The 12286-nt window shown below is 25.9% G+C and carries 12 protein-coding genes and 1 riboswitch; of the genes, 10 read left to right on the top strand and 2 right to left on the bottom strand.

Annotation, left to right across the window (positions count from 1 at the left end):
• Window positions 1-110: 110 nt before the first annotated feature.
• From JNUCC81_RS11965 to JNUCC81_RS11945, 5 genes are all read left to right on the top strand, one after another.
• Window positions 111-1196: a hypothetical protein gene (locus JNUCC81_RS11965; protein ID WP_454093684.1), complete on the top strand. Its 1086-nt coding sequence runs from the start codon at window positions 111-113 to the stop codon at window positions 1194-1196.
• Window positions 1197-1354: 158 nt separating this feature from the next.
• A riboswitch (SAM riboswitch) is annotated at window positions 1355-1459 on the top strand.
• Window positions 1460-1538: 79 nt separating this feature from the next.
• Window positions 1539-2612, top strand: coding sequence for a methionine ABC transporter ATP-binding protein (locus JNUCC81_RS11960; RefSeq protein ID WP_454096397.1), 1074 nt, complete (start codon window positions 1539-1541; stop codon window positions 2610-2612).
• Window positions 2572-3252 carry a methionine ABC transporter permease gene (locus JNUCC81_RS11955; protein ID WP_454093683.1) on the top strand — a complete coding sequence of 227 codons (681 nt, stop codon included), beginning with the start codon at window positions 2572-2574 and terminating at the stop codon, window positions 3250-3252. Before JNUCC81_RS11960 ends, JNUCC81_RS11955 begins: the two co-directional genes overlap by 41 nt.
• Before the next feature lie 20 nt (window positions 3253-3272).
• Window positions 3273-4085 (top strand): MetQ/NlpA family ABC transporter substrate-binding protein, encoded by an 813-nt coding sequence (locus tag JNUCC81_RS11950; RefSeq protein WP_454093682.1) that lies wholly within the window; start codon window positions 3273-3275, stop codon window positions 4083-4085.
• 24 nt (window positions 4086-4109) lie between these two features.
• Window positions 4110-5336: a M20 family metallopeptidase gene (locus JNUCC81_RS11945; RefSeq protein ID WP_454093681.1), complete on the top strand. Its 1227-nt coding sequence runs from the start codon at window positions 4110-4112 to the stop codon at window positions 5334-5336.
• A 57-nt stretch (window positions 5337-5393) separates the two neighbouring features.
• Here the strand turns inward: JNUCC81_RS11945 and JNUCC81_RS11940 are convergent, their stop codons facing one another.
• Window positions 5394-5927 (bottom strand): GNAT family N-acetyltransferase, encoded by a 534-nt coding sequence (locus JNUCC81_RS11940; protein WP_454093680.1) that lies wholly within the window; start codon window positions 5925-5927, stop codon window positions 5394-5396.
• An 18-nt stretch (window positions 5928-5945) separates the two neighbouring features.
• The gene (locus tag JNUCC81_RS11935; RefSeq protein ID WP_454093679.1) at window positions 5946-6299 is read right to left on the bottom strand and encodes a hypothetical protein; all 354 of its coding nucleotides are present in this window, start codon (window positions 6297-6299) and stop codon (window positions 5946-5948) included.
• A gap of 165 nt (window positions 6300-6464) precedes the next feature.
• Here JNUCC81_RS11935 and JNUCC81_RS11930 point away from each other — a divergent pair, with 165 nt between their 5' ends.
• The 5 genes from JNUCC81_RS11930 to JNUCC81_RS11910 all read left to right on the top strand — a co-directional run bounded on the left by JNUCC81_RS11930 (window position 6465) and on the right by JNUCC81_RS11910 (window position 12279).
• Window positions 6465-7160, top strand: a complete 696-nt coding sequence (locus JNUCC81_RS11930; RefSeq protein ID WP_454093678.1) for a response regulator transcription factor — start codon at window positions 6465-6467, stop codon at window positions 7158-7160.
• On the top strand, window positions 7157-8401 hold the full coding sequence (locus JNUCC81_RS11925; protein ID WP_454093677.1) for a sensor histidine kinase: 1245 nt from the start codon (window positions 7157-7159) through the stop codon (window positions 8399-8401). The genes JNUCC81_RS11930 and JNUCC81_RS11925 overlap by 4 nt, the downstream gene beginning before the upstream one ends.
• Window positions 8402-8463: 62 nt before the next feature.
• Window positions 8464-9147: an ABC transporter ATP-binding protein gene (locus JNUCC81_RS11920; protein WP_454093676.1), complete on the top strand. Its 684-nt coding sequence runs from the start codon at window positions 8464-8466 to the stop codon at window positions 9145-9147.
• Window positions 9140-11554 (top strand): ABC transporter permease, encoded by a 2415-nt coding sequence (locus JNUCC81_RS11915; protein WP_454093675.1) that lies wholly within the window; start codon window positions 9140-9142, stop codon window positions 11552-11554. The genes JNUCC81_RS11920 and JNUCC81_RS11915 overlap by 8 nt, the downstream gene beginning before the upstream one ends.
• 158 nt (window positions 11555-11712) lie before the next feature.
• A complete protein-coding gene (locus tag JNUCC81_RS11910; RefSeq protein WP_454093674.1) occupies window positions 11713-12279 on the top strand; it encodes a helix-turn-helix domain-containing protein in 567 nt (188 codons plus the stop codon).
• Window positions 12280-12286: the final 7 nt, after the last annotated feature.

Here is a 12286-nt window from a genome sequence, read left to right as displayed (position 1 = left end):
TTTTAATCAATTCTTACTGCTTTTTTATTATAAAAATGAGAGTTTAAATAGATTATTTTTTTATTTATATGTATAATGTTAGATAGAATTAAGTAATAAGGAGAATTAAAATGGATAAAGACAACGTAGTTAAATGCACAGAAGAACTCTTAACAGATAATAACCTAAAATTATGTATAAAAGAAAAGAATACTTATATAGATATGCCAAAAGAAATTATAAAAAATATAAATAGTGAAAAATCTATATTACAAGATTATATTAGAATATACACAAGTATAGAAGATTTAAAAGAAAATATTAACAAATATTTATTTGATAAAAATAGCAGTATAAGTTCTAGTGAAATAGGAAATCAACTTATGAAAATCAAATCAGAAGACAATTTACATAAAATCCTACCTTACATAAATACAGATATATATAAATTAGAAGAAAGATTTAAAGTACTAGTGTCATACTTTGGTATAGATATAGAAGAAATAAATTCTATGAGAGAAGAAGTTAAAAAAAATTATATAAATAATTCATACGATAATAGTGGTGTTATAGATAAGTACTATTTAAAAGAGATAATAGATAGTGTTAAAAATTCTAAAATGTATTCATTAAAATCAAAGTCTAGATATGGAAGTATGTCTAGTGAGTATGATTTAAACAATAAGGAAGATATAATTGATTTTAATGATGAAGAAGTTGGCGGAGAATACTGTCCAATACTTGTTGTATATAAACCGGCTAAGTATAATAGAGGTTCTTATGTCCTTGAAGATAAATCTTATGTGTATATAAAACGTCAACCATTAGATGCCTTAATAAAACAAGAAAGATTAGAAGAAAGAGGTATTGATGGTATGGGGGCAATTACTTACATAAAATTAAAAAGGGATCTTACTAACGAAAACTTACAAGATATAATGGCAGAGCTATATGTATATGGTCAAAAAAATGATATTAAATTTGAAAATGTCAAATTAGCTGATATATCATCAAATAAAATTTGGCTTACTGCAGATAAATTAAAAAAAGAGTACAAAGAATTAAGATATTACCATAAAAATTTAACTCAAAAAGTAAAGGATATATATGAATCTACAGGGACTTATTATACTCAGATAAGTGGAAAGTACATATTTGATAGTAGAGAACTTTTACATTGTTACAATACTTTTAAGCATAAAGATATAAACAGTTAGAATATATGTTTAAGTAAAGAAGTTACAATAAGAGAAAGTGCTTGTGGTATAAAGAAAATAAAAAAATATATATAAATAAAATTTTATAATTGACAATGTATGTTTTAAAATATACAATTAGTTTCATAAATAAAAATATTTTGAAAATTAAATAAAAAACCTTATCAAGAGAGACCGAGGGAATGGCCCTATGACGTCTCAGCAACCTACCTTAAATGGTGTGGTGCTAATTCCAACAGGATTTTAATCCTGAAAGATGAGGGGAAGTATATTAATATAAACGTTAAAAATCTTCTTCTCATTTTTGGGAAGAAGATTTTTTATTTGGTTAAAAAGGAGGGAATGTATTTGATTAAACTAAAAAATATAAAAAAAACATATGTATCAGGAAAAAATGTGGTTGAAGCATTAAAGGGTGTAAATTTAGAGATTAAGGAAGGAGAAATATGCGGAATAATTGGATTTAGTGGAGCTGGGAAAAGTACATTAGTTCGTTGTATAAATTTACTTGAAAGGCCAACATGTGGAGAAGTTTTTATAGGAGATAAAGATATTACACTTTTATCAAATAAAGAATTAAGAGAAAGTAGAAAAAACATAGGTATGATTTTTCAACATTTTAATCTTATGAAGTCAAAAACTGTGTTTCAAAACATAGAATATCCATTAAAAGGAAATGGATTGTGCAAGAATGAAATAAAATTAAGGGTTAGCGAACTCTTAGAATTAGTCGGATTAAGTGATAAGGCAACTAGTTATCCATCTCAGTTAAGTGGAGGTCAAAAGCAAAGAGTTGCAATTGCAAGGGCACTAGCAAATAATCCAAAAGTACTTTTATGCGATGAAGCAACTTCAGCCCTTGATCCTCAAACAACACATTCAATACTTAATTTATTAAAAGATATTAATGAAAAGCTTAATTTAACAGTAGTTATAATCACACATGAGATGAATGTAGTAAAAGAAATATGTGATAAAATTGCGGTTATGGAAAATGGGAATATAGTTGAAAACGGAGATATACTTGAAATATTTTCAAATCCAAAAGCTAATGTTACAAAAGACTTTATTTCAACTTTATTTCAAAATAATAAAATATATGATTTATTAAAAAAAGACTTATTTATTCAAGATATAAGTGAAGATGAAGTTTTAGCTAAAATTTCTTTTGTTGGTCAAAATACAGGTCAGGCATTTATATCAAAAATATCAAGAAAGTTTAAAATCGACGCAAGTATATTATTTGGAAATATAGAAATGGTAAAAAATGTTCCAATAGGAAATTTAATTGTAAAGTTAAGTGGTCAAATTGAAAATATACTAAATGCAGATAAGTATCTTAAAGAACATAATATTAGTTTGGAGGTAATTGACTATGATAGAAACATTAAAAACACTAATACCCAATGTAGTTAATCTTTATCCTGAAATGATAAAAGCATTATTTGAGACATTATATATGGTTTTTGTATCGGGAATAGTTTCAACATTAATAGGGTTCCCTATAGGAGTAACGCTTGTAGCAACAAGAAAAGGTGGAATATTAGAAAATAAAATTATAAATAATATTTTAGGTAAAATAATAAATACTCTACGCTCCATACCATTTATTATTTTATTAGCAGCAATAATGCCAATTACTAGACTTGTTGTAGGAACCACTATAGGTACATTAGGAGCATTAGTACCACTTATATTTAGCTCAACACCATTTGTTGCAAGACAAATTGAATCGGTAATTTTAGACATAGATAGTGGCGTAATTGAAGCAGCTCAATCTATGGGTTCAAGTCCAATTGAAATAATTTATAGAGTTATGTTACCAGAGGCTCTTACTGGAATTGTATATGCTATTACTATAACAACAATAAGCTTGATTGGATTATCAGCAATGGCTGGAACTGTTGGTGGTGGTGGACTTGGAGACTTTGCAATAAGATATGGATACCAATATTTTCAAACTGATGTAATGATAGTAACGGTAATAATACTTCTTATTTTAGTAAATATTGTTCAAGGATTTGGAGATATACTACTTAAAAAACTTAGTCATTAATTTAAAGGAGGAATTTTAATATGAAAAAAATAATTACATTACTTTTAACAATAATAATATCAATAGTTAGTTTAGTAGGATGTACTAACACACAAGATAGCGATAAAAAAACTGTAAAGCTAGGAGTTACAGGTGAAGAACATGAAATATGGAATTTAGTAAAAGAAAAATTAAAAAAAGAAGATATAAACTTAGAAATAATTAGTTTCTCTGATTATATAAAGCCAAATATAGCACTTGATGAGGGAGAAATTGATTTAAATGCGTTTCAACATCACGCATATTTAGAAAATTTTAAAAATGAGAGAAAATTAGAATTAACAGCTATTGGAGATACAGTATTTGCACCAATGGCAATATATCCTGGGAAATTAAAATCACTTGATGAAATTAAAGATAAATCGACAATTGCAGTTCCAAATGATGCTACAAACCTAGGAAGAGCTTTAATACTTCTTCAAAATGCAGGATTAATAAAACTAAAAGAAGATGTAGGTTTACTTCCAACTCTTAAAGATATAGCTGAAAACCCTAAAAATCTTGAAATAAAAGAATTAGTAGCAACTCAAATACCAAGATCACTTCAAGATATTGATGTAGCAGTTATAAATAGTGGAGTAGCTGTAAATGCTAAATTATCACCAACAAATGATGCTTTATTTATTGAAGATTCAAGCTTAGAGACGTCAAAGCCATATATAAATTTAATTGCAGTAAGAAGTAAAGATAAAGATAATGATATTTATAAAAAGGTAGTAAAAGCTTATCAGTCACAAGAAATAAAAGATGCTATAAATAAAGTATTTAAGGGAGAGTCTATACCAGCATTTTGATAATTAAAATAAGGGGAAAATAATATGGGAAATTTAAATATAGATATAAAAGAATTAAATCTAGAAGATATAAAGAATGATTTAATAAAGAAAATAAATGAAAATAAAGAAATTTATATAAATGTAAGTCATTCTATTCACAGCAATCCTGAAATAGGAAATGAAGAATATTTCGCTTGCGAAACACTTTCTAATTTATTAAAAGAAAATGGGTTTGATGTAAAAACTAATATTGCAGGTCATCCTACTGGATTTATAGCAAAGAAAAAATCTAAAATTAATATAGGAAAAACTATTGGATTTTTAGCGGAATACGATGCTTTGCCAGGTCTTGGTCATGCTTGTGGACATAATATAATCGGAGTAGCTAGCTGTGCAGCGGCTATATCTTTATCTCAAAAAATCGATGAGATTGGTGGAGAAGTAATTGTATTTGGTTGCCCATCTGAAGAAGGTGGAGAAAATGGTAGTGCTAAAGGAAGCTTTGTAAAATCTAATTTATTTGATAATGTTGATGCTTGTTTAATGATACATCCATCAAATGAAACTTCAATTACGGGAACTAGTTTAGCAGTTGATCCTATAGATTTTGAATTTATAGGAAAGCCAGCACATGCAGCAGCTTGTCCGGAAAAAGGAATAAATGCACTTGATGGAGTAATTCAACTTTTCAATGGAATAAATGCACTTAGACAACATGTACCTGATGATGTTAGAATACATGGAATAATAACACATGGAGGGGAGGCACCAAACATAGTACCGGAATATGCAAAAGCTAGATTTTATATAAGAGCACAAACTAGAAAAACATTAGATGAAGTAACTAAAAAAATAAAGGCTATAGCTAATGGAGCAGCATTAAGTACAGGAGCGAGTGTTAATATAAACTTTTTCCAAAATCAAGTAGACAATTTTTATGTAAATAATAAATTTAATGAAGTCTTTATTAATGTTATAAATGATCTAGGTCATGAAATATGTACTGAAAAACAAAGTGGATTTGGTTCGACAGATGCTGGAAATGTAAGCCATATAGTTCCAACACTTCATCCACATATAAAAATAGGACCATCTAGTTCAATAGGTCATACAGAAGAATTTTGCAAAGCATCAGCATCAAAAGAAGGAGATGAAGCTTTAATAATTGGAGCAAAAACTTTATCAATTACAGCTTTAAAACTTTTAGTGGATGATGAAATTCTTAAAGAAATAAAAGAAGAATTTGAGAAGAATAAGCATTTATTATAAATAAAAAATTAATAAATTTATAAATAATATAAAAGGCTATGATATAAAATCATAGCCTTAAAATAATAATGACATACTTATAGTATTATAGTAAATGTCATTTATACAAATATCATTTTTTAAAGTACCTTCTTCTTTAAACCCAAATTTTTTATATAAAGTAATAGCTTTAAAGTTATCTTCTCTAACCAATAGAGCTACTTTTTTAGTTATATTATTAGATTTAGCCCAATTTATTAGATAAGCCATAACTTCATTAGCAATACCAAGTCCCCAATATTTACTTAATACACTAATCCCAAGAGTACCAACATGTTTAAGTCTATCCTTTTGAACGGAAGTAATTGAAGCAATACTTACAATTTCTCCATCAACTAATGCAACTATCATTATAGAATTATTTGTATCTTCATGAGAATTTATATATTTTTCTTCATTTTCTAAACTTATATTAAATTCATTTTTTCCGAAAGTTAAAAAGTCGCTTTCACCACCAATTTTATTAAGATAGTCAATTATTTCTTGAGCATCTTTTGAATTAGCTTTTCTTATTATAGCTTTCTTGTAATTTTTTAGTAAAATTTCTTTCATGAATTATCCCCCTATAAACTAATCTATTTTAATCTTAGCCCAGGTAGTTTTATTGCAAAATGGGCATTTAAGCCTTCTAGTATCACCGGTATGCAAAGCAAACATATCTCTAAATTTAATATTAAAAACTTGATAGCAGTTTCTACATTCATAAGGAAATTTAACTAACTTAGAATATACACTAATAACTAAAAAAATAGGTATACCACCTAAAATTAGCCATGCCAAAATGCTATTAATAGGAATCTTAAACACTTCAAGAATTATAGCTCCTATTATATAAACTACTGTAAATATACCAATATCTATCCAAATAAGTTTTTGAAGTTTCTTAAAATAATTTTCCTTTTTTATAAAAATCAATCCCTTCATACACTATTAAAGTAATTGTATATATAAAGTAAAATATTTGCAAGTAATTAAACATAGTGCTAAAAATAATAATTTATGAATTTTAAAAGGTATATATTATATAGTTTTTCTAGAGTTTATTAAGTATAATTAAAAATAGCGATCAATGTAATTTAGGAGGGGTATATGAAAAATATATTATTATTAGAGGATGATGAATCTTTAAACAGTGGTATAAGCTTTATGCTAAAAAGAGAGGGGCATAATGTATTTTCTGCATTTAATATAGGACAAGCAAATGAATTTTTTTATAAAAATGATATAAATTTAATTATCTCAGATATAAATTTACCTGATGGAGATGGATTGTTATTTTGTGAAGAAGTCAGAAAAACAAGTGACGTATTTATAATATTTTTAACTGCTCTTGATGAAGAAGTAAACATAGTTAATGGGTATAACGTTGGAGGAGACGATTATATAACAAAACCTTTTAGCTTAATAGTATTAATATCAAAAGTAAATGCATTTATGAAAAGAGTAAGTAAAGAAGAGTATAGCTTTAAATACATGGTATCTAAAGATATAACTTTTTATTTAGAAGATCTAAAATTAATAAAAAATAATGAAGAAATAACACTTACTAAAAATGAGTACAAGCTTCTTAAATATATGATGGAAAATAGTAAACAAATATTAACAAAAGATCAATTATTAGATTGTATCTGGGAATGTGATGGACAGTTTGTGCATGACAATGCAGTAGCAGTTAATATAAAAAGATTAAGAGAAAAGGTTGAAGATGATATAAAAGATCCGATATACATAAAAAATGTAAGAGGAGTAGGATACATTTGGGCTGAAGGATGTGTTAAAAAGTGATAAACATATTTAGAAAAGAGCCATTATTAAAAAAGTTAACTATAAAAATTAGTTTAGTATTTTTGTTATCTGTATTAATTTTAAATATATTTCATATAACACAATTAGATAAATTATATAAGGAACAAATTAATTTAACTGAAAATATAGTGGGACAATTAGCCTTAGAGTATCCAAATGATGAAGCTAATATTGTAAAAGCTATTAAGTATAAAGATGAAAGTATAAAAGAAAAAGGTAAAAATATATTAGAAAAATATGGATATAAAGAAGATAGTATTTTAAGTAGTAGTAATAGTAAAGCTATAATTTACAAATCAGTAGTTGTATTTTTTCTTGTTTCTATAATATCTTTAATACTTAATATAAATTTATTAAGCAAATTCTTTAAGGAAGTAATAAAAACTATAGAAAATATATCTTATTATATAGATAATTTTATAAAAAATAACTATGAAGTTGAAGATGAATTTGAACAAGATGGAATATTCATGAGTTTAATATCTAGAATAAAAGATTTAGGAAAAAAACTAAATAATCAGTTATATAAGTTAAATGATGAAAAAGAAAATCTAAAATCATTAGTAACTGATATATCACATCAATTAAAAACACCATTATCATCTATAAGTTTATATAATTCAATACTATTAGAAGATGATATATCAAAAGAAGATAGAAAGAATTTTGTAATTCAAAATGAAGAAAGTACAAAAAAATTACATAATCTTATAGACTCTCTTGTTAATATATCAAGGCTTGAATCGAGTATGATAACAATAAAGCCAGAGTGTAAAAACATAAAAAAAACCATTATAAAAGCTATAAATAGTATTTATATAAAGGCGATGGATAAAAATATTGAAATTAATTTAGATGAATTTGAAGATATAAATATAAATCATGATCAAAAATGGACTGAGGAAGCTATATTTAACATTTTAGATAATGGAGTAAAGTATACAAAAAATGATGGAAATATAGATATTAAAATATCTCAGACTATAAATTATCTAAGAATAGATATAAAAGATAATGGGATAGGAATAAATAAAGAGGAAATAAATAACTTATTTAAAAGGTTTTACAGAGGTAAAGATACTAAGTATATTGAAGGTTCAGGAGTTGGTCTATACTTAAGTCGAAAAATAGTAGAAGCTCAAGGTGGCTCGGTAATAGCTAGTAAAAATATAGATAAAGGAAGTACATTCTCTCTATTATTGCAAAAATGCAATAATTAATGACATTATATTGAAAGATTAATCTCTTATTATATAAGTATATCAAATAGGGAGGAAGTAAAATGAAAGTATTAGAAACTAAAAATTTAAAGAAATATTACGGAAAAAATGAGAATATAGTAAAAGCAATAGATAATACATCAATAGAAATAAATCAGGGTGAGTTTGTTGCTATAGTAGGAAAATCAGGAAGTGGAAAAAGTACACTACTTCATATGATAGGGGGATTAGATAGACCTACTAGTGGAAGTGTATACATAGATAATAAAGATATATTTTCTTTAAATGATGATAAATTAAGTGTATTTAGAAGCAGAAATATAGGATTTATATTTCAGTATTATAATTTAATACAGAGTTTAAACATTTGGGAAAATATAGTATTACCAATAGGACTTGATAATCGTAAAGTAGATATTAACTTTGTAAATGAGGTACTAAAAACATTAGGTTTAGAAGATAAGAAAGAGAGTTTACCAAATACATTATCAGGTGGACAGCAACAAAGGGTTGCAATAGCAAGGGCATTAGCAGCAAGACCGTCAATAATACTTGCTGATGAACCAACTGGTAACTTAGATTCTAAAACTAGTGATGAAGTTATGACAATGCTTAAAACCATGGTTAAGAAGTACTCACAGACATTAGTAATGATAACCCATGATGAAACTATAGCACAAATGGCAGATAGAGTTATACATATAGAAGATGGTAAAGTTATAAAAGGTGGTGCTATAAATGAATAGCATCATCAATAATATAGTAAAGAGTAATTTAAAAGAAAATAAATTAAGAAGTATAATGACTATAATAACAGTAATACTTACAACTACATTACTGACATCAGTTGGAATAATAGCACTAACTATGATGCAAAATCAAAAAGAGCGTACAATAGAGAGTTACGGTAAAGCTCATGCTTATTATAGAAAATTACAGGATGATCAAGTAGAAAAATTAAAGGTACATAAAGATATAGAAATAGTTGGAGAAAATAGTAGCGAACTTGGAAAATTTGAGCTCGGGGAGTCTTTCTTTAACTTTGTATATGTAGATGAAAATGCAATGAATCTTTCTAATAAGCCTATTATAAAAGGTAAATCTCCAACAAAATCAAATGAAATAGCTTTAGATAAATACGGACTTGAAAAATTAGGATATAGTGATGAAGTAGGTCAAACTATAAAGCTTAAATTTCATGATATAAATAAAAATTATATAGAAAAAGATTTTATACTAAGTGCTGTGATTCCTTTAGATGAAGGTTCAAAGGCAAATAATGGCCATGTTGTGGTAGTTTCAAAGAAATTTATTGAAGAGGGTAATTATAAGACATTAATAAGAGCAAATATAAGAATAAAGGATGAAGATAAATTATCAAGAATTGAATTAGAGGAAAAAATAAATGAAGTATCAAGTAGCTTAGGTTTTAAAGAAGAAAATACAGTTTTAAATAATATGTATTTAATGTGGATGAAGCCAGATCCAACAACTGTTTTATGTGCATCAGTAGTATGTTTATTAATTATGTTTTCTGCAATTCTTGTAATTTATAATATATTTTATATATCAATAATAAATAAGATACAAGATTTTGGAAAATTAAAAGCAATAGGTTGTACTAAAAAACAACTAAAGCAAATTATAATAAAAGAAGGTATGATATTATCCATAATAGCAATTCCATTAGGTATTATATTAGGATATATAATAAGTAGCTTAATATTAAATAATATATTAGGATTAATGGGAGAAAAAGCGTCAAATTTAAGTTTAAAAACTAACGTATTAATAATGATAGGCTCAGCTATACTTACATTATTAACAGTTTATATATCATTACTAAAGCCTAGTAAAATAGCAGCAAAAATATCGCCAGTTGAAGCTATGAAATATATTGAAAGTAGCAATGAGAATAAGAAAAAGAAAAGAAAAGGATATATAGATATAGACATATTAAAACTTACTAAGGCAAATTTATCTAGAAATAAAAAACGTACATTAATAACAGTGTTATCACTTTCACTAAGTGGAATACTTATAATAGCAGCATCAACTATCATGATGAGTATAAATACAGAGCAAATGGTTAAGTATGGGTTATCAAGCGATTTTTCATTTAACCATAAATATATTGGATATGATTTTGAAAAAGAAAAAGCTGATTTTTTAAATAATAACCCATTAAATGAAGATTTTATAAATAATATAAAAAACATAGATGGAGTAGAGGGAATTGATGAGGTAAGAGAAATTAGAGTAACTATCCCAAATATAGGTGGAGAAATGAAAAAATTAGAGCCAGAGCTTAAAGATGTAGAATTAGAGTTAGCTGGTTATACTGATGATATGTTAAAGCTTGCAGGTAGTGATTTAACTTCTGGTAAATTTAATTTAGAAAAAATAAAAAGTGGAGAAGAAGTTTTAATAAATGGTTCAGCTGAACATTGGCATGGATTTAAAGTTGGTGATTTAATAACAGTAACTGTAGAAGAAGATAATAAAAAAGTAGAGAAAAAGGTGAAAGTTCAAGGAAGAACAAAGTATCATTTAGGTGGAAGAATAATAACTAGTGTAGACTTTATAAAAAATCCTAAGTATATAAATTCTATATCAATTAGTGTTGATAAAAATAAAGAAGAAGCTATAAGTAAAGTTTTAACTAATATCTCAGATGAGCATAAAAATTTAGAGTATAGTTCACTTAAAGATGAGTTAAATAGTTATAAAGCATCATTTGGAGTAATGAATACGATGGGATATTCACTTATAGGTATTATAGGACTTATAAGTTTAGTAAATCTTATAAATACTATGATAACAAGTATAATATCTAGAAAAAAAGAAATAGGTATACTACAAGCAATTGGAATGAGTGATAAACAACTTTTAAAAATGCTTAAATTAGAAGATGTATTTTATACAATATCAACTTTAATTTCTTCATTAATATTTGGAAGTGCTATCGGATACCTTGGATATAAGGTAATGTATAACACAGGAGCTGAGTATATGATTTATAAATTCCCAATAATTCCAGCTGTAATAGTTGTAGTAGTTATGATATTAGTTCAGTTTGCTATAGGATATGTAATAAATAAAATATTTGATAAGGAATCTTTAATAGATAGAATAAGATATAGTGAAAATTAGCACATAAAAAATAGTATTGCATTTATGCAATACTATTTTTTATGTTAATAGAAAAAATTTGATAATACTAAAATTAATTCATAAAAATATAAAAAATAGTGGAATTTTATTACTATAAATAGTACATTTATAGTATAAGTAAAATATGGAGGTGTACATTGAAAGAGGATATAGGTTTAAAGATAAAACAATTAAGAACAAATAAAAATATGACATTAAAAGATTTAAGTGAAAAGACAAGTTTATCAATAGGATTTTTATCCCAATTAGAAAGAGGATTAACTAGTATTGCTACAGATACGCTACAAACTATAGCTGAAGTTTTTGATGTAGAGTTATCTTATTTTTTCTTAAAACCAAGAATAAAAAATAAGCAAGTAGTAAGAAGCTATGAAAAAGAAGTGTACAATATATGTACTTCTGGATGCATACAGTACAATTTATCAAATAATCTAAATGATAAACAAATACTTCCAAGATTGGTTGAAATACTTCCTAATAATAGTGATGAAGATATTCAATCTTATAGCCATGAAGGAGAAGAATTTATTTATATATTAGAAGGAAAATTAACATTATTTTTAGATGATAAAGAATACGAACTTTATCCAGGAGATAGTGTACATTTTAGTTCCCTACAGCATCACAACTGGGCAAATTATACAAATAAAATGGTAAAGATTATAGTAACATCTACACCAAATCCATATAAAAATAAAATATAGGTGATAT

It is taken from the genome of Faecalimicrobium sp. JNUCC 81 (genome assembly GCF_053667625.1).
This window is presented reverse-complemented; position numbering and strand designations above follow the sequence as displayed.

Coding starts and splice junctions, on each gene's coding strand:
- JNUCC81_RS11965 (WP_454093684.1), top strand. CDS start 111: ATGGATAAAGACAACGTAGTTAAATGCACAGAAGAACTCTTAACAGAT.
- JNUCC81_RS11960 (WP_454096397.1), top strand. CDS start 1,539: ATGTATTTGATTAAACTAAAAAATATAAAAAAAACATATGTATCAGGA.
- JNUCC81_RS11955 (WP_454093683.1), top strand. CDS start 2,572: ATGATAGAAACATTAAAAACACTAATACCCAATGTAGTTAATCTTTAT.
- JNUCC81_RS11950 (WP_454093682.1), top strand. CDS start 3,273: ATGAAAAAAATAATTACATTACTTTTAACAATAATAATATCAATAGTT.
- JNUCC81_RS11945 (WP_454093681.1), top strand. CDS start 4,110: ATGGGAAATTTAAATATAGATATAAAAGAATTAAATCTAGAAGATATA.
- JNUCC81_RS11940 (WP_454093680.1), bottom strand. CDS start 5,927: ATGAAAGAAATTTTACTAAAAAATTACAAGAAAGCTATAATAAGAAAA.
- JNUCC81_RS11935 (WP_454093679.1), bottom strand. CDS start 6,299: ATGAAGGGATTGATTTTTATAAAAAAGGAAAATTATTTTAAGAAACTT.
- JNUCC81_RS11930 (WP_454093678.1), top strand. CDS start 6,465: ATGAAAAATATATTATTATTAGAGGATGATGAATCTTTAAACAGTGGT.
- JNUCC81_RS11920 (WP_454093676.1), top strand. CDS start 8,464: ATGAAAGTATTAGAAACTAAAAATTTAAAGAAATATTACGGAAAAAAT.
- JNUCC81_RS11915 (WP_454093675.1), top strand. CDS start 9,140: ATGAATAGCATCATCAATAATATAGTAAAGAGTAATTTAAAAGAAAAT.